22 protein-coding genes are annotated in these 19128 nt (G+C 59.9%); 7 read left to right on the top strand and 15 right to left on the bottom strand.

Annotation, left to right across the window (positions count from 1 at the left end; all coding sequences use genetic code 11):
- Window position 1: 1 nt before the first annotated feature.
- From Q0601_RS20360 to Q0601_RS20345, 4 genes are read right to left on the bottom strand one after another with little or no spacing between them, the layout of a single operon-like run.
- Window positions 2–1246 carry an ABC transporter substrate-binding protein gene (locus Q0601_RS20360; RefSeq protein ID WP_305291750.1) on the bottom strand — a complete coding sequence of 415 codons (1245 nt, stop codon included), beginning with the start codon at window positions 1244–1246 and terminating at the stop codon, window positions 2–4.
- A gap of 32 nt (window positions 1247–1278) precedes the next feature.
- Entirely contained in the window at window positions 1279–2172 is an 894-nt protein-coding gene (locus Q0601_RS20355) for an SMP-30/gluconolactonase/LRE family protein (RefSeq protein ID WP_305291749.1), read from the bottom strand.
- The gene (locus Q0601_RS20350; protein ID WP_305291748.1) at window positions 2169–2951 is read right to left on the bottom strand and encodes an SDR family NAD(P)-dependent oxidoreductase; all 783 of its coding nucleotides are present in this window, start codon (window positions 2949–2951) and stop codon (window positions 2169–2171) included. The genes Q0601_RS20355 and Q0601_RS20350 overlap by 4 nt, the downstream gene beginning before the upstream one ends.
- A complete protein-coding gene (locus Q0601_RS20345; protein WP_305291747.1) occupies window positions 2935–3693 on the bottom strand; it encodes a FadR/GntR family transcriptional regulator in 759 nt (252 codons plus the stop codon). The genes Q0601_RS20350 and Q0601_RS20345 overlap by 17 nt, the downstream gene beginning before the upstream one ends.
- Before the next feature lie 215 nt (window positions 3694–3908).
- Between Q0601_RS20345 and Q0601_RS20340 the strand changes: the two genes are divergently transcribed.
- The 3 genes from Q0601_RS20340 to Q0601_RS20330 are packed head-to-tail and all read left to right on the top strand — an operon-like array spanning window position 3909 to window position 6309.
- A complete protein-coding gene (locus Q0601_RS20340; RefSeq protein WP_305291746.1) occupies window positions 3909–5048 on the top strand; it encodes a mandelate racemase/muconate lactonizing enzyme family protein in 1140 nt (379 codons plus the stop codon).
- Window positions 5045–5974 (top strand): DUF6772 family protein, encoded by a 930-nt coding sequence (locus Q0601_RS20335; protein ID WP_220475332.1) that lies wholly within the window; start codon window positions 5045–5047, stop codon window positions 5972–5974. The genes Q0601_RS20340 and Q0601_RS20335 overlap by 4 nt, the downstream gene beginning before the upstream one ends.
- A complete protein-coding gene (locus tag Q0601_RS20330) occupies window positions 5974–6309 on the top strand; it encodes a hypothetical protein (protein ID WP_305291745.1) in 336 nt (111 codons plus the stop codon). Before Q0601_RS20335 ends, Q0601_RS20330 begins: the two co-directional genes overlap by 1 nt.
- 400 nt (window positions 6310–6709) lie before the next feature.
- On the opposite strand, the gene Q0601_RS20325 is transcribed toward Q0601_RS20330, so the two are convergent.
- Complete coding sequence (locus Q0601_RS20325; RefSeq protein WP_305291744.1) at window positions 6710–6874, bottom strand: hypothetical protein; 165 nt, start codon at window positions 6872–6874, stop codon at window positions 6710–6712.
- A 310-nt stretch (window positions 6875–7184) separates the two neighbouring features.
- On the opposite strand from Q0601_RS20325, the gene Q0601_RS20320 reads away from it, so the two are divergent.
- A complete protein-coding gene (locus Q0601_RS20320; protein WP_305291743.1) occupies window positions 7185–8768 on the top strand; it encodes an ABC-F family ATP-binding cassette domain-containing protein in 1584 nt (527 codons plus the stop codon).
- A 203-nt stretch (window positions 8769–8971) separates the two neighbouring features.
- Here Q0601_RS20320 and Q0601_RS20315 read toward each other — a convergent pair whose 3' ends face one another.
- The gene (locus Q0601_RS20315; RefSeq protein ID WP_305291742.1) at window positions 8972–10144 is read right to left on the bottom strand and encodes an MFS transporter; all 1173 of its coding nucleotides are present in this window, start codon (window positions 10142–10144) and stop codon (window positions 8972–8974) included.
- An 89-nt stretch (window positions 10145–10233) separates the two neighbouring features.
- Between Q0601_RS20315 and Q0601_RS20310 the strand changes: the two genes are divergently transcribed.
- Window positions 10234–10746 carry an Lrp/AsnC family transcriptional regulator gene (locus Q0601_RS20310; protein WP_370656158.1) on the top strand — a complete coding sequence of 171 codons (513 nt, stop codon included), beginning with the start codon at window positions 10234–10236 and terminating at the stop codon, window positions 10744–10746.
- A gap of 309 nt (window positions 10747–11055) precedes the next feature.
- Here Q0601_RS20310 and arsH read toward each other — a convergent pair whose 3' ends face one another.
- The 6 genes from arsH to Q0601_RS20280 all read right to left on the bottom strand — a co-directional run bounded on the left by arsH (window position 11056) and on the right by Q0601_RS20280 (window position 15763).
- On the bottom strand, window positions 11056–11763 hold the full coding sequence (gene arsH, locus Q0601_RS20305) for an arsenical resistance protein ArsH (protein WP_305291740.1): 708 nt from the start codon (window positions 11761–11763) through the stop codon (window positions 11056–11058).
- Entirely contained in the window at window positions 11760–12836 is a 1077-nt protein-coding gene (gene arsB / locus Q0601_RS20300) for an ACR3 family arsenite efflux transporter (RefSeq protein ID WP_305291739.1), read from the bottom strand. Before arsB ends, arsH begins: the two co-directional genes overlap by 4 nt.
- Window positions 12837–12853: 17 nt before the next feature.
- Window positions 12854–13279, bottom strand: coding sequence for an arsenate reductase (glutaredoxin) (gene arsC, locus Q0601_RS20295; protein ID WP_305291738.1), 426 nt, complete (start codon window positions 13277–13279; stop codon window positions 12854–12856).
- Between the two features lie 3 nt (window positions 13280–13282).
- Window positions 13283–13648 (bottom strand): ArsR/SmtB family transcription factor, encoded by a 366-nt coding sequence (locus Q0601_RS20290; RefSeq protein ID WP_305291737.1) that lies wholly within the window; start codon window positions 13646–13648, stop codon window positions 13283–13285.
- A 190-nt stretch (window positions 13649–13838) separates the two neighbouring features.
- Window positions 13839–14270 (bottom strand): acetyltransferase, encoded by a 432-nt coding sequence (locus tag Q0601_RS20285; RefSeq protein WP_305291736.1) that lies wholly within the window; start codon window positions 14268–14270, stop codon window positions 13839–13841.
- Window positions 14271–14647: 377 nt separating this feature from the next.
- Window positions 14648–15763, bottom strand: coding sequence for a zinc-binding dehydrogenase (locus Q0601_RS20280; protein WP_305291735.1), 1116 nt, complete (start codon window positions 15761–15763; stop codon window positions 14648–14650).
- Between the two features lie 206 nt (window positions 15764–15969).
- Between Q0601_RS20280 and Q0601_RS24755 the strand changes: the two genes are divergently transcribed.
- Entirely contained in the window at window positions 15970–16368 is a 399-nt protein-coding gene (locus Q0601_RS24755; protein WP_370656157.1) for a GFA family protein, read from the top strand.
- 110 nt (window positions 16369–16478) lie between these two features.
- Here the strand turns inward: Q0601_RS24755 and Q0601_RS20275 are convergent, their stop codons facing one another.
- From Q0601_RS20275 to Q0601_RS20265, 3 genes are all read right to left on the bottom strand, one after another.
- The gene (locus tag Q0601_RS20275; protein ID WP_305291734.1) at window positions 16479–16943 is read right to left on the bottom strand and encodes an NUDIX hydrolase; all 465 of its coding nucleotides are present in this window, start codon (window positions 16941–16943) and stop codon (window positions 16479–16481) included.
- A gap of 87 nt (window positions 16944–17030) precedes the next feature.
- Window positions 17031–17543, bottom strand: a complete 513-nt coding sequence (locus Q0601_RS20270) for a GNAT family N-acetyltransferase (RefSeq protein WP_305291733.1) — start codon at window positions 17541–17543, stop codon at window positions 17031–17033.
- A gap of 70 nt (window positions 17544–17613) precedes the next feature.
- A complete protein-coding gene (locus Q0601_RS20265) occupies window positions 17614–18237 on the bottom strand; it encodes an RNA ligase family protein (protein ID WP_305291732.1) in 624 nt (207 codons plus the stop codon).
- 234 nt (window positions 18238–18471) lie between these two features.
- Here Q0601_RS20265 and Q0601_RS20260 point away from each other — a divergent pair.
- Window positions 18472–19128: DUF4123 domain-containing protein (locus Q0601_RS20260; RefSeq protein WP_305291731.1), on the top strand; the 657-nt coding region annotated here is incomplete at its 3' end.

Genomic DNA, 19128 nt, shown 5'->3' with positions numbered 1-19128 from the left:
CTCACAATTGGTCTTCAATCGCGGTGCAAACCGCTTCAAGCGAAGTCTGGACATCAGCATCCGCACGCCAGAGCGCATCCATGCGCGGCTTCATCGCCGCATAAATCTGGGCATAGCGCGGATGACTCGGCAGCACATGACCTTCCTCAATCGCCTTGCCGACATAGGCCATCTGCTCGCTGGGGATCAGCTCATTGGCGGCGACGAAGGTATCGCTTTGCAGCACCGAATGACGGGCGGGTGGAAAGAATTCCGCCATAAGCTCGGAATTTTCGGGATTGGTCATATAGGCCACGAACTCCTGAGCCAGCTCCTGCTTCTTGCTTTGGGAAAAGACCACGATTCCGGCTTGCCCGATGATCGGCGAAGCCCCTGCGGGGCCTGTCGGCAAAGGCGCGATACCCCATTCGAAATCGGCATCAGCCAACAGCGAGGCCCGCGAGATCTGGTTCACGGTCATTGCCGAATTTCCCGAGAAGAAATCTCCCTGCTCGCCCGGTGGTACGATGGATTTGTCCTTGAAGACCATATCGTGCAACTGGGTGATCGCCTCGACGGCTTCCGGTTCGTCGAAACCGCAATCTCCATCACGCCAGGCATAACCGCCATACACCCTGATCGCAGGCATGATCGCGTGCAAAATGCGCGAGTCATACCCCTGGCCGTCCTTGAACTCGAAACCCCATTTACCGGAATTCGCCTCGGCAAGCGCCATCGCGACCTCGCGGAATTTCTCCATATCCCATTCGCCTTTCCCGGCCAGTTCGGGCGGCGTTTCGAGACCGGCGGCATCGAACATGTCCTTGTTGTAATAGATCATGAATGGCGATGTAGAGAACGGCACACCGTGAATGGCATCTTTCTCGCTCCAGAGGGCCATCGCCGGCTCGGAGAAATCTTCCAGTTCGTACCCCTCGGCAGCTTCCAATGCCGGGCGCAGATCCTCGACCACACCCGCCTCGACGAAACCGGGAATTACATCCTCGAACATCCAGCCCAGATCGGGCGGATTGCCGCCCGCAAGCTGGAAGGTCAGCTTCTGCGTATAATCCGCTGCGGGAATGGATTCGAACGAAACCGTCACATCTGGATGGGTTTCGGTGAAGCCCTTGGCGATCTCGTTGAAAATCGCCAGATGGGCATCATTTCCCGTCCAGAGCGTGAAGCGCAGCTCTTCCGCCGCAAGCGGCGCGGTGATGAACGTCATGGCCGCAAGCGTCGTCGCGGCAAGTCTCCTGGGGTGCATCTGATCTCCTCCCATTCTTTCGTTCGGTATTATCAATCCTGTCCTGGCAGGACCGAGACGGGCGTCGGCAATGCGCCCGCGGTTTCAACCTCGAATGCCAATAACGCGCCAGCGAGTGGCTCTCGTGCCGGATCACTGTCCTCTGGCAGAATCGACATGCTGGTGACGCAGATGGTGCGCAGGTCAGGCCCGGCAAAAGCCAATTTTGTAGGCCGGCTGACCGGCAGTTCCACAGTCGCGATCACCTGCCCGTCAGGAGCCAGGCGGACAAGACGTCCGGCATCAATCTCCGCGAACCAGTAGCAATCCTCCGCATCGATCGCGGCGCCGTCGGCGCGACCCGCCCGGGGTTTGTGGAAAACCCTCTGGTTCGATAATGCTCCAGTCGCCCGATCGAGATCGAATGCCCAGATGGCATTCACCTCTGGATGACTATCCGAAAGGTAAAGCGTGGTCCCGTCCAGCGAAACCGCTAGCCCGTTCTGCGTCCGTAATCCGCCAAGCACGGGCGCGGCGCCCGCTGCATCCAGCCGGTAGAGGCAACCCTCCGCCCCCGACCCCCTCGGCTCCTCGATCCGTCCAGTCCAGAAGCGACCGTCGCGATCCGTGCAACCGTCATTCATGCGCCAGCCCTCTTCCGATCCCGAGGGTGCGGCGAGCGCGGTCAGGCGGTCGCCGTCTTCAAGCCGATACCACCCGGTGCCGGCAGCGACGATCACTTCGCCCGCCGTGTCGAGGGCAAGGGCGGCGGGGGGAATGTCAAAGGTCACGCTGCGCGGCTCGCCCCCCTCAAGCGGCATCCGATGCAGCATGCGGGAAAGGATATCGACCCAAAGCAGCTCCCGGCGCTCGGGATGCCAGATCGGCCCTTCCCCCACCATGTCCGGACCCCGATGAAGCACCCTGATTTCGGGCGTCAGCTTCATCTCCTGCCCTCCGGCGAAGCACCCGGCGCATCGCCAAGGGTCCAGCCACCATCGACCGGGATCTCTGCCCCGGTGATATAGGAAGCGGCCTCGGAGCAGAGCATCAGCACCGGCGGCACGCAATCTTCGGGGCGTCCCGGCCTGCCCGCCGGGATTTTGGCAGTGACTGCCGCCATGAAGTCGGAATCGGCATATTTCGCGGCGTTGCGCTCGGTCTCTATGGCGCCCGGAGCGATGGAATTCAGTGTCACCCCTGCCCCCGCGACCTCACGAGCAAGTGCACGCAAAGCCGTAAGCTGCGCCGATTTGAGCGAGGCATAGACGATGGTCTCGGCCCGAGGCCGCGCCGCCATGACGCTACCCACGGCTACCACGCGCCCCCAGCCTCGTTCTGTCATCCCAGGCAGGAAACGCTGGCAAAGCGTCATCAGCGAAGTGAAGTTCGCCGCCACATGATCGGCCACCGTGCCGGGCGTGACATCCCGCCAGTCTCCCCGTCGCTCGATTGCCGCATTGGCAATGAGAATGTCGATGTGGCCATTGTCCAATACGCGGTCGGCCAGTGTCTCCGCCGATCCTGGCAGGGTAAAATCTGCCTCGTATATTTCGACATCCGGTAGCGTGATCCGCGCATGATCGGCACCGCCAAGGTGATGTATCACCACTTCCGCGCCTTGCGCATGCAGCGCCCGGGCAATGGCCCGGCCGATCCCCTGATCCGCCCCGGTCACAAGCGCACGACGCCCTTGCAGAGAGCCGATCTCAGGCATCATCGCCATCCATGTCACCCGCGACCTCGAAAGAGGCGATATCGGCGGCCTCGTAATGCCTGTCGATCATCTCGACCGCCTTCGCGCCATCGCCATCGCGAATGGCGGCGAAAAGATCTTCATGCCGCACGACGGTCGCGTCCCAATCCGTCGGGCTGCGGTTCGAGCGGCGCGAGAACAGTTCAGACACTTCACGCTGAACCGATCGCATACCCTCCGCCTGCATCCGGATCATCGTGTTGCCCGTGGCTTCGGCCATGCCCAGATGAAAGGCGATATCGGCCTCGATGAAGATCTCCGGTTCGCCAACGCCCTCGCGCATTTCCCGCACCGCCTCGTGCATCTCGGCGACGCCCTTCTCTGCGCGCCGCTCCGCCGCAAGCCGGGCGATCCCGGTCTCGAAAAGATGGCGCATCTCGTTGGCTTCGCGCAACCGCGCCAGGCTCGATCGGACAGCATAACCATAGATGCGGTCCAGCGGCTCTCCGGTGATCGCCGTGGCGCGAGCGACCTTGCCACGCTGCGTCTGAATCAGGCCCACACCCGAAAGCTGACGCAACGCCTCGCGCGCGATGGGCTTGCTGACGCCGAACTCTCGCGCGATCTCACCCTCTGACGGCAGCTCGTCACCCGGCGTGATGCGCCCATCGAAAAGCGCCGCCGCGATCGCCTCTGAAACCGTGTCCGCAAGGCGCGGCGGGGTCAAAAGCTTGGCAGAAAAAAGCGGCTTGTCACTCACGTTATCAGGCATGGAGTCCCCTCATCTCCGCCATTGGGTAGCACAGCTTAGTCAACATAGCAACTATGTTTATAGGTTGCTTAGTTAGAAAGATCACGTTACATAATCGGCAATTTCAGTGAGCCAGGGATTTACGCCATGCCAGCGCAGCCGTCCGGGAAGCCAACGACGTCCACCAGCCCATCGGCCCACGACACTCAGGGCAATCCGGCAGGAAGGACGGCCAGATGACGACCGGCAGCCAATCGGGAATCCGCATCACCGACGTGATTGCCCACCCCCTGACACAGCGGCTGCCGCAGCCGACCATCACCTCGTGGGGCAGCTATTCCGAAGTGTCGATCGTGCTGGTCGAAATACGCACCGACGCAGGTATCACCGGTGTCGGCGAAACGTTGGCCCGCTTCGCGCCGCGCGCCTATGCCGAACTGATAGAGACGTCGCTGAAACCCCGCCTTCTGGGGCAGCCGGTGCAGAATATCGCCGCACATTGGGCAACGATGCGCCGGGCCCTGTCGGGGCGCGCCGGCGGTATGCTGATCGAGGCGATTTCGGGAATCGATATCGCGCTTTGGGACATCCTGGGCAAGATCGCAGGGCTGCCTATCCACGCATTGCTGGGCGGAGTTGGGCGCGAACGCATCGATATATACGCCGCCGCCGTTAACTGGCGCGAAGATTCGAAAATGAAAGAGGAGCTCGACGCGCTCATCGCGCAGGGCTTCCGGCAGATCAAGGTCAAGATGGCCCGCCCGGTCAGGGATGCCTGCCGCCGGATCGAACTTATGCGACAGCGAGCCGGCGACGATATCGCCCTCTGCGTCGATGCGAATTGGGCATATAACCTCGACGAGGCGATTCAGGTCGGCCACGCTCTCGCGGATTGCGGTTACGTCTGGTTCGAAGAGCCACTGGCCCCCGAGAACGAGCAAGGCTACGAGGAATTGCGCCGCCGCTGCGATGTGCCGCTCGCCGCCGGAGAAAGCAACTTCACGGTCGATCAGGCGAAACGGCTGGTCATGAACCGCACGCTCTCCATCCTTCAGCCCGACGTTGCCCGCGCCGGAGGCATCACCGAGACCCGGAGAATGGCCGAACTCGCACAGGCATTCGACATTGGTTACGCACCGCATATCGGCATGTCCGGCATCATATGCGAAACCGCTTCGGTACATCTTTCCGCCGCCATGCCCGGCTTTCGTATCATGGAATGCGAAGGCGACCGCAGCCCGTTCAAGACCGAACTCGCCGATCTCGCCCCCGGCTGCATACGGCAAAGGGACGGCACGCTCGACGTGCCGCAGGCCCCGGGCCTGGGGCTCGAAATAAACTGGGACGCGGTCGCCCGCCTGCGCAGTCCCGAATGACAGACCTCATGGAGACGCATATGCTGAACGCCCCGCCAACCGACGATCTCGAAGCAACCCTGCTTAGGGCAATGCGCCTTTCCAATCCGGAACTCAGCCGGTTCGAACCGTTGCGGCGGATCATCAGCCATGACGATTTCTCACGGGGTCATTGTGGCTGGTCGCAGCTGGTCGGCAACTACGAGGACACATTGGATAGCATGCTTCCGGGCTATGCGCAGCACACTTCTGCGATGCTTTCGACACTGGGTCATTGGGATGCGGGCTCGCATGGCGGAGTCGACAGTTCCTATGCCCTGAAGATCGCCACCCGTCCCCGCCCCGGCGCGCAGAACGTAGCAATCAAGCGACTGGCCATGCGCGAACGCGGGCCGATCCGTTTCGAAGCCTATGTCACCTTCAAACCCGAAGCAACAGAGCTGAAGCTGGGCGATACCGACGTGCGCTCCTTCGGTTTTCTGTTTGACCTTCAGGGCGGCGACCGCGATCACGGGGTCGAACGTGTCATGCCGCATATGCGCTTTCTAAACGCCGGAAACGGCAAGCATGTGCAGAAATGGCAGTTCAAGTCGCAACTCTCGGAGATGCGCAAGCTGGGTGACACCGACAAGACGGCGACACATTACCATCTTGCGCCAGACGGATGGGAGGACCTGCCGAACGGCGATCAACGCCTGTGCTACAATGAGATCGCGACCAAGGTGAACTGGAACTACATCCGCTTCGACTTCGACCTTGCCGACATGCGGGCGACAAGCTTTCGCTGCAATGACCGTGAATTCGACATCTCGGGTTTCGAGCCAATGCGCATTCCCGCCATGAAGAACCTGTGGTGCATGCTGAATTTCTGCTTTTTCGCCGAAACGGATGTCGCCAAGCGCGCTTTTCTCTATGTCGATTCAGTCTGCATTTCGGGGGATTTCTGATGCTGCCAGAAAATATAACAGCCATCCTCGCACGTAACGAAACCTGGACCGGCGAAGCGGCCACCGAACCCTATGAGGCAGGCTGGGCCCGCGAAGCGGTGCTGTTCGTCCGCGCCCTCAAGACCCCCGTCGGGAGACAGCCAGAGGCGGTCATAGAAATTTCCCCGGACGGCATGCGCTGGCTCCCCGAAGGCAGCACACTGACGATGCCCGCCGAAAAGGATGGGCTTGCGGTGGCGCGCATAACTCATTTCGGCAATTGGCTTCGCCTTCGGACCCAAATGCCCGACGGCGCCGCGACAACGGTTCTGGTGACTTTGCACCTCAAGGCCTGAAAATTCCGGTCTGCAATGTCTGCCTGAACTGATGCTGTGGATGATCGCACAGTGCGCCCATCCAGAGGGAGGCCACCGCGTAGGCGATGCCGTATGGCTGGGCCTAAGTCGGCTTCAGCACAAAAATCGGTTCTTCGCCCTGACCCGCCCCGCGTGTTCCGTCAGTCTGATGTACAGCCTGCTCAACCGTGAAGGAGCAGACGCATAAGGAAAAGCCGTTTCAGGCAGAAGGTCTACCCTACCGATGTCGCGATGATCGCCTTGGCCACCGGAAGAGGCCGTCCGCGCAAAAACGCCATTCCCGATGTTAAGTCGATATCGGCCAAGGGGATGCCGGAGGCAGCGGCGTGGCACAAGGTCAATTGGCGACGGGGAACGATGGGGCCTTTAACACCTCCGTCTACACCTGCGGCGCCCTCAACGGCACATTAGCATCGGGCTGCGACTGAGCGAGGAAGTGAAGGGGATGGCGGGGCACGCACCGCGCTCCGATGCCGAGGTTCGTCGCATCACCCCGGCCGGCTTCGATGACGACATAGCAGGCGTAGAAGGCGGTGCGGGTCATGGCATTCTCCTGTCATTCGGCCTGGCGCATTCTCTACAGAGTGCAGGGTTCGCGTATCCCCGGATCATCAGGTGGAAAATCTTTGGTATTGCGGGTCACAAACAGGCGACCGGAGGTTTGCGCCGCGGCCCGGATCACTGCGTCAGGAAGGTTGATTCAATGCGCGCGCCGCAAAGCTGCCGGCCGGCTCTGGGTTGCAAAATTGTCGAACGACTACTACCTTCAAGTCATCCTAACAGAGAAACTATAGCTATGGATCTGAACCTCGCCGCCTTTACCCCCTCGATTTTGCTGCGAGAAGTCCAGATCCATGCCTGTATTCGTTTCCCTCTCCAACCTGTCGTGGTCCACGCCTGACGGCACACCGCTTTTCAAGGACCTCAACCTGAGCTTCGGTCCCGAACGGACCGGCATCCTTGGCCGCAATGGCTCCGGCAAAAGCACGCTTCTGAGCCTGATTTCCGGCGATCTACAACCCGCCTCAGGTCAGGTGCAGATTTCTGGTGCCATGGCGATGATGCGTCAGGATGTGATGGGTCATCCTGACGACACGATCGCCGACCTGTTCGGTGTTCGGTCCGCCCTTGATTTGCTGGACCGGGCCGAGGCGGGGCTGGCTCAGACCGATGAACTGGCCGATGCGGACTGGACATTGCCCACGCGGGTCGAGGCCGCGCTTTTGCGCTGTGGCCTGTCCATCGAGTCGCGTACACTGCTTGCGACACTCTCAGGCGGACAGCGTAGTCGTGCCGCCCTTGCCTCAGTAATCCTTGCGGAGCCGGATTTCCTGTTGCTGGACGAGCCCACGAACAATCTCGACCGTGACGGGCGCGAGGCGGTGATCGACCTCATCCGGCGTTGGACAGGCGGGGCGATCATCGTCAGCCATGATCGTGAGCTTCTGGAGGAAATGGACGCCATCGTCGAGCTGACATCGCTCGGTGCGAGCCGATATGGCGGAAATTTCAGTGCCTTCCGCCAGCGTAAAGACACAGAGCTGGATGCGGCGGCCCGTGACCTTGCCCATGCGGAAAAAACTGTCTCAGATACTGCGCTTCGTGCGCAGCAGGCGTCCGAGCGCAAGGCGCGCAAGGATAGTGCCGGGCGCCGGGCGCGGGCAAAGGGCGATCAGCCAAAAATTCTGATGGACGCTGCAAGGGGCCGGGCAGAGGCCTCGGGCGGGGCGGGCGCGCGTTTGCGTGACGCCCGACGCGAGGTGGCCGATGAGGCAATGGCCGCAGCGCGGGCGAAGATTGAAGTCTTGCAACCACTGCGCATGGACATTCCCTCGACCGGCCTTGCTCCCGGCAAGACGGTTCTGAGGCTGGGGGGCGTGAGCGGCGGATATGATCCCGACCGCCCCGTTATCCGCGATCTGTCGCTGACGGTCACCGGCCCCGAACGTATCGTTATTGCCGGGCCGAACGGCAGCGGCAAGACCACGCTTCTGAAACTCATCACCGGGCAGATCATACCGCAGTGTGGGCGGGTGGAGCTAATGGTGCCGTTCGCGCTGCTGGATCAGCATGTCGGATTGCTCACCCCCGCCCATACCTTGCGCGACAATTTCCTGCACCTGAATCCGGTGGCGGATACGCATATGGCCCATGCCGCGCTGGCCCGGTTTGGTTTCCGTGCGGCGGATGCGTTGCGTTGCGCGGGTGAACTGAGCGGAGGCGAGCACCTGCGCGCCGGGCTGGCCTGTGCCCTTGGGGCCATGCCGCCGCCGATGTTGCTGATCCTCGACGAACCAACCAACCATCTCGATCTGGACGGGATAACCGGATTGGAGGCCGCGCTGGCAGCTTATGATGGAGCGGTGATGGTCATCAGCCACGACAGAGCATTCCTTGAATCGCTCGCGCCGGACAGAGCAATTCACCTTGGGGAATGACCGCTAAGTCCCGCATCGCTGCCACGATGCCCCACATTTCGCTTCGGTCCCGGTCAAGCGGCAGCTTTCGGGAATGCCGCCACGCAGCATCGATCGAGCTCAACCGGCAGCAACGGGCCGGCTGCTTCGAGATTGATCGAATGCTTAGCCGGATGCGTGGGCCTCGGTCCCAATCCTGATCAACCGGACTTTCTGGTAGAGGCTCACTCTGCCGGGACTGCAGAATATTCTCGACCGGCGCTTAGCCAAGCGGCGACGGCCAGTCCAAGGGCCACGAGCGACAGGATTGCGCCCGCCCAGTTCGGGGAGGCCAGGCCGAACCCGGCCGCGATGGTCGCGCCTCCTGCCCAAGCCCCGATCGCATTCCCGAGGTTGAACATGCCGATATTCACCGATGCGGCCATGGTGGGCGCGCCCGCGTGGCTCGCACGATCCATAACCAGTTTCTGGATGGGTGACACGGTGGCAAAGCCGAAGGCCGCCATCAAAAACACCGAAGCCGACGCCACAGCAGCACTGCTGACACCGAGCCAGAAAACCAACAGCACCGCAGCCTGTGCCGTAAGCGTCACGAATAACGTCCCGAACAGCGAACGATCGGCAAAGCGACCGCCGATCCAGTTGCCGACAACCAGCCCGAGACCGAACAGAACCATGATCCGCGCGACACCTGCTTCCGAAAGGCCCGTCTCCTCGACCATCATCGGCGCGATATAGGTGATAGAGGTAAAGAACGCGGCAGGGCCGAAGATCGTGATGCCCATGGCCAGCAGTACCTGCGGGTCCATGAAGGCGCGCAGTTCGGCCTTCAGCGCAATAGCCTTGCCCGCCTCGACCCGGGGCACCAGCAGCGCGACGCTCAGCGCAGTGACAAGGCCGATCCCGGCGATCAGCCAGAACACCAGCCGCCAGTCATAGACCTGTGCAAGCCAGGTTCCGGCAGGCACGCCGATCAGGTTCGCCATGGTCAGCCCCGAGAACATGAAGGCGATGGCGCTTGCCTGCCGGTCCTTCGCCACCAGCGAGGCGGCGATGATCGAGCCGATGCCGAAGAAGGTGCCATGGTTGAACGCCGTCAGGATGCGGCCGGCCAGCGCGATGGGCAGCGAGGGCGCGAGGGCGGTCAGCGCATTGCCCAGAGTGAAGATGACGGCAAGGCCGATCAGCATGGTCTTGCGCGGGACTTTCGCGCCCAGAATGGTCAGGATCGGCGCGCCCACAAACACGCCCAAGGCATAAGTGGTGGCCATCAGCCCGGCGGCGGGGATGTCAACGCCGAAATCCCTGGCGATCTGCGGCAGGATGCCGGCGATGACGAATTCGGTCAGGCCGATACCGAATGCGCCGATCGCCAGCGCGAACAGTGCGACTGGCATGGGGGAGGTCTCCGTCTGCGATGTTTCAACCCGAACAATGTTCGGTTAAACTGCTCAAATAAGACATGATGTTCGGAGATAAACCCAAGATGTCGGCTTTGAAGAAAGAAACAGATGTGGTTCGGCAGACACGCCACCATCCGGCTGAACTTGACGCAATCGACCGAAGGATATTAGGCGCGCTGGCCAAGGATGCCTCGCGCAGCTACGCAGAACTCAGCAAGATCGTGAATCTTTCCGCGCCCGCCGTGCATGACCGGGTAAAGCGCCTGAAACGCGACGGAGTCATCAAGGGCACCGTTGCCATTCTGGACGGCTGCAAGCTGGGCCGCACGCTTCTGACCTTCCTCGTGGTCGACACCAGCAGCTACAAGGCCACGCGCGAATTACTGACCTTCGCCGACAGGCCCGAAGTCGAAGAACTCCACACTGTCGCGGGGGACGGCTGCGTTCTGGTGAAAGTGCGGGCGGTCGATACCGAATCGCTGGAAAACTTCCTGATGGAGATCCAGAGCCTCGAAGGCGTCCGCTCAGTGCGCAGTTACATCGCCCTATCCACATTTCTCGAAAGAGGTCCATCGCCGGATCAGGCGGTTCATTGAAAGCGGCACGGCAAGACCTCGCATAAAACGGGATGAACCGAACAGTGGCGTTGCCCCGCATCACGGCAGCGCTTCCTGCCTCAGCCGCTACAGCAAATCTGAGCGGCCGATTTCGAGATCCTGCATGGGAGCATATCGCCCGTCCTGGCCGGCGAGAACGGGCCGGCCCTGTCTTGCCAGAGGGCGGGGGCTCGCTTCGTCCACCCCTGTCCCTTTCTACGCCACGGTAAGTCGCCTGGAACCATCAGTTGCCGTTCACCCACTCCGCAGCATTGCCCTAATTTTGCGGTCGCAGCAGAGACGTGCTTATCAGGTTGCGGCTTTCAGGCTCACCCGTACCTCCAGCTTTGCCGCCGTTTCCTTCCGCTCACTGTATCGGTCAGTCAGGAACCCTGACAGGTCGCGGGTCAGCAGCGTAAACTTTACCAGTTCCTCTATCACATCAACGATGCGGTCATAGTAGCTCGACGGGCGCATCCGACCCGCCTCGTCGAACTCGTCATAGGCCCTGGCGATCGAGGACTGGTTCGGGATCGTGACCATGCGCATCCAGCGTCCAAGCACGCGCATCTGATTTACGGCGTTGAAGCTTTGCGAACCTCCCGAGACCTGCATGACGGCCAGTGTGCGACCCTGGGTCGGTCGGATTGCCCCCATCGACAGCGGGATCCAGTCGATCTGCGACTTCATCACGCCCGTCATGGCACCGTGGCGTTCCGGACTGGTCCAGACCTGGCCTTCGGACCACAGGCACAACTCGCGCAATTCCTGAACCTTCGGATGCGACGCCTCGGCATCGTCTGGCAGTGGCAAGCCGTTGGCATGGAAGACACGCGTCTCGCAGCCAAAGTGACGCAGAAGACGCTCGGCTTCCAGTGTAGCGAAGCGACTATAGGAGCGCTCGCGCAACGAACCGTAGAGCAGCAGGATGCGCGGTGGATGGCTTGCGCGCGACACCAAGGGCAGGTTCGGCTGACGGATGGCGTCGGACGACAGGTTTGACAGGTCGGGGATCATGCACGGGCCTCGTTGTGCAAGGTGGTCTTGGAAAACCAGCGGCTACCAAGCCGCAGTGCGACGTTGACCAGCAGGATCAGAACCGGCACCTCGACCAAAGGGCCAATCACAGCGGCGAAGGCGACGGGGGAAGCCAGTCCATAGGCGGCGATGGCGACGGCAATCGCCAATTCGAAGTTGTTGCCGGCGGCGGTGAAGGCGATGGCCGTGGTGCGCGGATAGTCCCGGGCGATCAGCCGGCCCATGGCGAAGCTGACCAGGAACTGGATGGCGAAATACAACACCAGCGGAATGGCGATCCGCACCGCATCCAGCGGCAGCCGCACCACGTCTCCACCCTTCAGGCTGAACATCGCGACGATGGTGAAGAGCAGCGCCACCAGCGTGATCGGGCTGATTCTGGGCAGGAACACTTCTTGATACCACCCTGCCCCTTTCCGGGCGATCAGAATGCGCCGGGTCAGGAAACCGGCAAGAAAGGGCAGACCCAGATAGATCAGCACGGCCTCGGTGACGGTCCAGAAGCTGACATCGATGACGCTGCCTTCCAGACCGAACAGCGGTGGCAGGATCGTGAGGAACAGCCAAGCATAGGTCGAGAAGAACAGGATCTGGAAGATCGAATTGAAGGCCACCAGACCGGCGACATACTGGTTGTCCCCTCGTGCCAACTGGTTCCAGACCAGCACCATGGCAATGCAGCGGGCAAGGCCGATCAGGATCAGGCCGGTCATGTATTCCGGCTGATCCCGCAGGAAGATGACCGCCAGCACGAACATCAGCACCGGCCCGATGATCCAGTTCTGAACCAGAGACAGCACCAGAACGCGCTTGTCGGCAAAGACCTGACGTAGCTCCTCGTAGCGGACCTTGGCTAGGGGCGGATACATCATCAGGATCAGGCCGATGGCGATCGGGATGTTGGTTGATCCGACCGACATGCCATGCAGGGCATCCGGTAGGCCGGTAAAGATTGTCCCCAGCACGATGCCAAGTGCCATGGCCGCAAAAATCCAGAGCGTCAGGTATCGGTCGAGAAAGGAAAGCTGGTTGGCCGGTCGAACGGCAGTCATGGCGATATCTCCCAAGATCAGGTCGAACGGGTGCGGTTGCCTTGGGCGTCAACCACCTGTTCACCATCTTCCTTGCTGAAGGAGGCTTTCTGGGGTGGCAACAGCTCCAGCACCTGCTCCGAGGGACGGCAGAGCCGCACGCCTTTCGGGCTGACCACGATGGGCCGGTTGATCAGGATCGGATGTGCCATCATCGCATCGAACAGCGCCTCATCAGACAGGAATGGATCGCCCAGACCAAGCTCGCCGTAGGGCGTGCCCTTTTCACGAAGCAGGTGGCGCGGCGTGATCCCCATGCGGCCGATCAGCTGTTCTAGCATGACGCGTGACAGCGGGCACTTCAGATATTCGATGACATGCGGCTCAATGCCGGCATTGCGGATCATCGCCAGCGTATTGCGCGAGGTGCCACAGTCCGGGTTGTGGTAGATGACAACATCCATGGGTCAGGCGCTTTTAACCAGATTGGACTCTCTGTCGCAGGCACAGCTCAGCGCTGCAATGGCAGGTGCGCAGATCTCGGGGTGGCCCTGGCAGCAATCCTTCAAGAGAAAGCCGACCAGACCGGCGAGGACGGAATAGACCGCGCTGTAGATGATGTAACGCCCGTCCCGCCGGGACTGGATCAACCCGGCATGTTCAAGATGGGTCAGGTGGAACGACAACCGAGATGTGGCCGCGCCGCCGAGGGCTTCGCCGATTGCACCCGCGGCCATGCCGTCCGGTCCGGCCTGAACCAGCAGGCGCACCACGCGCAGCCGTGTCTCCTGGGACAAGGCAGTAAAGGCGGCGAGAGCTTGAGACTCTTCCATCGAATCAACTCCTCAACAGGTATTGATACGTTTGATCAACTCACTTAAGAGGTCAAGGAGTTTTCGAAAGAGGTCGCTGATACGGCGACGCAGCGAACGGCAGCCAGGTCCGCACATCACCAGCCAGGCCGTGAACCCATTAATTTCAGCACAATGAAGCTGCCGAGTTTGATGCCCTGAGGTCGGCCAATCAGTTCAAATATTCCAAGTGGATGAGTGGATATGGCCTGCCCTGTCCGTCGATTGGCGAACGGCCTGTCTGTTTGAATCCCATTCGTTCATAAAAGCGAACAGCTTGATCATTCTGCTCGTTGACATCGGTTGTCATTTTTGGATGAAGCATTAGGCCGTGCCGTACAAGGGCAGCACCAATACCGGTTCCGCGCCAGGCAGGATCAACGAATAGCGCCTCCATGTGTCCATCGTCGATCAGCATAAAGGCCAGTGGGTAGTCATTTTCATCAACCGCTAGCCAGAGTGGAGCGTGCGGAAGGAAACCGCACACCATTTCGTCAATGGCGAGACGATCCTCAGGCGTTAGAAAGTCATGAGTAGCGCCAACTGCGCCTCGCCAGATTTCGATGATGCGGGCGCCCTCGTCGGGGCGAGAACGTCGGATCATAATCATAGTCTCCGGATACAATACTTTGATTAATTGAGTAAAGAGAGCTGCTGAAAAGACTTACATTTCGCCGCCGATTCTGATCCAGGCTCGCCATGAGCCGTTACGACATGACCGACTGCTTAAACGCGGTTGGTGAGCGGTGTCGTAGCATAATGCTGGAATGTCCGGTGTGGAAATGGCCGCATTGCGGTATCCGCTTCTGCTGAACGGCGGCAGTGCCCCCCCCGAGCGGTATTCATCCAAAACCTGACAGTAACGGAAGCCACAATCCGCGTCTGCTGGTCTCAGGAATAATGAGGAAACCGGAATCATTCGAAGCGCCGATAATCCACGCGGCGGGATCCTAAGTATGCTTGGTGCCAAAACCCGGGCAGTCACGGAACGAGCAGGTATTTCTCCCCCGTCGATTTCTTTTGGTACGCCGCCGCAATCTCGGGCTTGAGAGCGTCTTGCAGGCTGATCTTCGCGGTGTAGTGGCTGGCGAAGGTCGTGGTCATCTCGGCCCTGACGCGGTCGCGCATTCGTTTCGCGACACCCGGTTCCGCGCGCTGGAGGAAATTGAAGAGCAACCACCCGCCCACGTTCCAGGTAAAACCGAAACGCCGCCTGAGGATCGTCGGCCCGGTATCGAGCGAGCCGTAGACATAGACCTGCTTCATCGTGTCGGATCCGTAGCGGCTGTAGCTGTCCATATTGCGCGCCGCGGCGGCTTCCATCGCGTTAAGCATGGCGCTGGTCATCTCGCCCCCGCCGATCGCGTCGAAGCCCAGCATGGCACCGGTATCGGCGATGGCATTTTCAAGGTCCTGCGCAAAGCTCTCGGTGCTGCTGTCCACGATGTGCCTGGCGCCAATTTCTCGCAGCAGGTCGGCCTGTTCCTGGCTGCGGACGATATTGACGAGTTCGATCCCATCCGCCTTGCAGATCTTCACCAGCATCTGGCCAAGATTCGAGGCGGCGGGCGCGTGGACGATGGCGCTGTGACCCTCGGCCCGCATCGTTTCCACGAATCCGAGCGCCGTGAGCGGGTTCACGAAAAGGGCCGCGCCTTCGGCGGCGGTAGCCTCGTCCGGCAGAACGATGCAGGAATCGGGGGTGATCAGGCGATACTCGGCATACATGGCCCCGCCGATCATGGCGACGCGCTTGCCGACAAGGTGCTGAAGGTCGTTCCCGGCTTCGACCACCTTCCCCGCGCCCTCGTTTCCAGCAGGCATGGTTTGCCCCAGCCGTGCCTTGACAGCGGGCAGGAGCTGCGCAGGAACTTGCGCCGTAAGAACCGGATTTGCTTCCGTTCCTTGTGCCTTCAGCGTGCTCATATCCGCCGGTCCGAAGAGCAGGCCGAGATCGGATGGATTGATCGGCGCGGCCTCGACACGGACGAGCAATTCGCCCTCTGCCGGTTCGGGCACCGGCACACACTCGAGGTTGATCCGGAGCGTCCCATCTTCGGTGATCGTGGTTCTGAGTTCCCGGCCGCTGCGCGCCATGCTATCTCCCGCGTTTCCGTGGTCATTCTTCTTCAAGTTAACCGCATCAAACGCGGTCGGCACGGCAATGTCCAGCGACTGGACGACACGGAGACAAGGCTGGATCGCCGATAGCAATGGCCGATTAGAGCCCAAAGCGGACGGTCGGGTATTGACTTCATTTTTGACGAGAGCAGGCTGACTTTCTCAAATCGATAGGAGACGATATGAACCGCGAGAAACAACCCGCCATACGAGGGCATTGCCTTTGCGGGGCCTGTGCATTTGAACTGACAGGGGCGTCTAATTGGGTGGGGCATTGTCACTGCGAGAGCTGCCGCAGGGCGACGGCATCGCCTTTCACCACCTGGATCGGGCAGCAGAATGGCTCTTGGAAATTCATTGGAGAAGAACCTGTTGACTATGAAAGCAGTCCAGGGAATACACGTGGTTTCTGCGGAAAATGTGGATCACCAATCTTCTATCGCTCAGCACGTTTCCCGAACGAGACACATTTCTATGCTGCTTTGCTCGATCATCCCGCTGATATAGAGCCACGGGCACATTTCCACGCCGATGAAATGTTGTCGTGGATACATCTCTCTGATAGCTTACCATACGAATAAGAGTCGTTGATCGACCGATTTGTCTCGCATCTGTGCCGTTCAGGTTGCGTGCCGATCGCATGACAGAGACAAATGCCTTTGAATTCCAAATCGGCCGGTCGGGCGTTCGGCTAGCCCATCCCGATCAACAGGTGCTTGCTAGGGCGCCTTTTGACAAACTCATCCTCAATCCAGCGAAGAATCCGCCTTTGGCCACCAAAGGCAACCATTTCTACTGCTTCGTCGAAACTCACCCAACAGTAATCGCTATGCTCGTGGTTCAAAACCACTTTCGACGCGCTGTCGATAAAGCCGACGAACACTGGAGCTATCGTAATACTATCCCGACGCGCTTCGTAGAATTGCTCACACGTATCGGCTGAATACAAGGAAATGGGTTTCAAGCCCGTCTCTTCTTCGAGTTCGCGTAAAGCGGTCTGCCAAGCGGTTTCTCCCTCCTCGATGCCGCCTGCCACCTGACACCACTCACCCACCAAAGACTGTGATCTCTTCAGCAGAAGCACTTCATGCCGTGCTTCCGTTTTCCTGACAGCGACAAGAGAAGCAAGGAATGAGCGTATTGCAATTTCTGGCATAATTATTCTCTTGCTGAGTACGGTTTCATATCAATGTTTCGGCGATCTCTGCAAAGTGGCTAAGGTGAAAAGCGGACATTGCGTCCGTTAGAGCGTTTTCCTCATGGCGCAACGCTGTGCTGTAGGTAGTCCTGCTTGTCCCTCGGCGTCGAGCACTGCCTTTAGTCTGGGGACGAGTCCTTCACCTTTCAGCGTGACGAACCCGAGCCTATGATAGTGGAGTTCATTCCACGGCACTTCCCTGAACGTGGTCAAGGTCAGAGCGTTGATCCCATGATTGGTGGCGAACCGCTGCGCGGCCTTGAGCAGTTTCCGCCCGATACCCTGCCTTTGCTGATCCCGACGGACCGCCATCTGCCAGATGTGCAGGGCATCCGGCATCAGCTCCCCATTCAGAAAAGCTACAATTTCATAGCCTTGTATTTCCGCGACGAAGGCAACGCCGTCTGCGATCAGGGCGCGATGCCGCTCCGCTGATTGAACATCATCATCGGCGATCCATTCCAGCCCCGGCCACTGCCGGAATATCTCACCGGAACTGCGCTCGATCTCTGGCAGAAAAGGGGCGTCGCTCTCGATTGCAGGTCTGATGTTTGTCATGTGTGCAATTTAGCCGGAGGGCCAATGACAGAGAAGGGCTCTTCGTATCAACCTGCGGACGGAATTGTCATTAGGTTTCAGCTAGGCGATTAGGGATGAGTTCGGCTTTCATCCAATGGGTCTCTGACTGGACATGCCCTTCTCTGACATATTTGCCCACTCGTCTCGGCATTTCAGTTTCCGCAAACGAGTCTGTAATCCTCGCCACAAACCCTTCCTGCCTGCTAAAGTCGAGCGCCTCCGCCAGACCATTGAACAAACCCTGTCGGTAAGGGCGTCGATAAAGCGTCGGAACAGGCTGGATGCCGAGTTTCCCGAAACGCGCCAGCGTCAGATCCCATGTCTGAATTTCATCCTCCATTATCCAGGCGAAGCCGAGAAAATATGAGGGTAGCGCATCATAGGCGACCGAATGACGAGCATAGAGGTTCTCACCAACAATGCGTTCGTCTTCTGCCAGGTAGGGTGAAATTCCCGCCGCGAACGCTTTGATCCAGTCTCGGGACGGATGGTAACGGCTGTCCGGGCTGCGCGCATGAGAGCCGCCAGCGTGAATGGTCGTATTCTCACCGTCCATCTTTTCTGTGACAACAAGATCTTCCACCATCAGCCCGTCCAGCGAAGACATGATCTTGTCGTCGCTGGTGGCGCCGGGTGAAATCGGTAGGTGAAAGGTGCGGCCATATTTCTTCATGAGGAAGCGATAGCACACATGGCTGAGCGGCGGCTATGGGCCAGACAATGCCCTATCGGCGCATTACAAGCAGGGCATCATCGTGGAATAAGCGATATTCGGGCGTCACTGATAATGGCACTGCGCGATCCTCAGGAATGGAGCGCCTGCGGTAGCGAAAAATTCTGCGTTTCCCGCTCCACCGATTCCGACTATATTGCGCTTATATTTATATGGTTTCGGAAAATTTCGTCGATGTTCTTGCAGCAAGTTCAGATTGACCGGGATATGGTCAAGGTCAGCGGGCCGGATAATCTGGTTGAAGCCCTCCCCGACGCTCCACCATCCTTGCTGAATTTGCTCTACGGCTCAAACGCCCCTGCAGGCGTCTATATGCTGGTTGATGCCAGCCTGCGCCGGGAGATCAGCGGGCTGTTCGATCTGGACAGTATCGAGCTTCCGGCGCTTTGCCTGTTCGAGGGAAAGGCTGCCGAGGCCTCAGCGGATTTCGCGCCATGGCTGGTCGATATGTCGATCCCGGAGGTGGAAGAAGCATCTTCTCTTCCCTTTCACCGGAAGTACTTCGCAAAACACTGGCCCGCTGGCACCAGCCTGCTGATCCAGACGGATGCGCCATTCAAAGCCGTCCAGAAACATTTGCGGCGCTTCACCAGGCTACCCGTCCAGGACGATGGCGGATTGCGGTTCTTCCGGTTCTGGGACCCCCGGGTCCTGCATCCCTTCCTGGCGGCCGTTGCCGGGGACGCGCCCCGGATGCGGCGCATGATGATGACGGATCGCGGGGAGCCGCTGCATTATATCTTCCGTCATAATGGCGTGGATATCCGGTTTTCCCCGGATACCGGGGGATTGACCGGGACCCCGATCACGCCCATGCATCTGCGCTTTGCC

Source organism: Paracoccus wurundjeri, assembly GCF_030678915.1.
In the GTDB taxonomy this organism is placed as follows: domain Bacteria; phylum Pseudomonadota; class Alphaproteobacteria; order Rhodobacterales; family Rhodobacteraceae; genus Paracoccus; species Paracoccus onubensis_A.
The sequence above is the reverse complement of the archived record's forward strand: the minus strand, read 5'-3'. Positions and strand labels throughout refer to the sequence as shown.

Excerpts from the sequence above, each read along its gene's own strand:
- Q0601_RS20330 (WP_305291745.1), top strand. The coding sequence starts at position 5,974 with ATGCTGCCAGAAAATATAACAGCCATCCTCGCACGTAACGAAACCTGG.
- Q0601_RS20270 (WP_305291733.1), bottom strand. The coding sequence starts at position 17,543 with ATGACAAACATCAGACCTGCAATCGAGAGCGACGCCCCTTTTCTGCCA.
- arsH (WP_305291740.1), bottom strand. The coding sequence starts at position 11,763 with ATGATCCCCGACCTGTCAAACCTGTCGTCCGACGCCATCCGTCAGCCG.
- Q0601_RS20290 (WP_305291737.1), bottom strand. The coding sequence starts at position 13,648 with ATGGAAGAGTCTCAAGCTCTCGCCGCCTTTACTGCCTTGTCCCAGGAG.
- Q0601_RS20335 (WP_220475332.1), top strand. The coding sequence starts at position 5,045 with ATGACAGACCTCATGGAGACGCATATGCTGAACGCCCCGCCAACCGAC.
- Q0601_RS20315 (WP_305291742.1), bottom strand. The coding sequence starts at position 10,144 with ATGCCAGTCGCACTGTTCGCGCTGGCGATCGGCGCATTCGGTATCGGC.
- Q0601_RS20340 (WP_305291746.1), top strand. The coding sequence starts at position 3,909 with ATGACGACCGGCAGCCAATCGGGAATCCGCATCACCGACGTGATTGCC.
- arsB (WP_305291739.1), bottom strand. The coding sequence starts at position 12,836 with ATGACTGCCGTTCGACCGGCCAACCAGCTTTCCTTTCTCGACCGATAC.
- Q0601_RS24755 (WP_370656157.1), top strand. The coding sequence starts at position 15,970 with ATGAACCGCGAGAAACAACCCGCCATACGAGGGCATTGCCTTTGCGGG.
- Q0601_RS20325 (WP_305291744.1), bottom strand. The coding sequence starts at position 6,874 with ATGACCCGCACCGCCTTCTACGCCTGCTATGTCGTCATCGAAGCCGGC.
- Q0601_RS20275 (WP_305291734.1), bottom strand. The coding sequence starts at position 16,943 with ATGCCAGAAATTGCAATACGCTCATTCCTTGCTTCTCTTGTCGCTGTC.
- Q0601_RS20355 (WP_305291749.1), bottom strand. The coding sequence starts at position 2,172 with ATGAAGCTGACGCCCGAAATCAGGGTGCTTCATCGGGGTCCGGACATG.
- Q0601_RS20285 (WP_305291736.1), bottom strand. The coding sequence starts at position 14,270 with ATGATCCGACGTTCTCGCCCCGACGAGGGCGCCCGCATCATCGAAATC.
- arsC (WP_305291738.1), bottom strand. The coding sequence starts at position 13,279 with ATGGATGTTGTCATCTACCACAACCCGGACTGTGGCACCTCGCGCAAT.
- Q0601_RS20265 (WP_305291732.1), bottom strand. The coding sequence starts at position 18,237 with ATGAAGAAATATGGCCGCACCTTTCACCTACCGATTTCACCCGGCGCC.
- Q0601_RS20280 (WP_305291735.1), bottom strand. The coding sequence starts at position 15,763 with ATGGCGCGCAGCGGCCGGGAACTCAGAACCACGATCACCGAAGATGGG.
- Q0601_RS20345 (WP_305291747.1), bottom strand. The coding sequence starts at position 3,693 with ATGCCTGATAACGTGAGTGACAAGCCGCTTTTTTCTGCCAAGCTTTTG.
- Q0601_RS20360 (WP_305291750.1), bottom strand. The coding sequence starts at position 1,246 with ATGCACCCCAGGAGACTTGCCGCGACGACGCTTGCGGCCATGACGTTC.
- Q0601_RS20320 (WP_305291743.1), top strand. The coding sequence starts at position 7,185 with ATGCCTGTATTCGTTTCCCTCTCCAACCTGTCGTGGTCCACGCCTGAC.
- Q0601_RS20310 (WP_370656158.1), top strand. The coding sequence starts at position 10,234 with ATGTCGGCTTTGAAGAAAGAAACAGATGTGGTTCGGCAGACACGCCAC.
- Q0601_RS20350 (WP_305291748.1), bottom strand. The coding sequence starts at position 2,951 with ATGGCGATGATGCCTGAGATCGGCTCTCTGCAAGGGCGTCGTGCGCTT.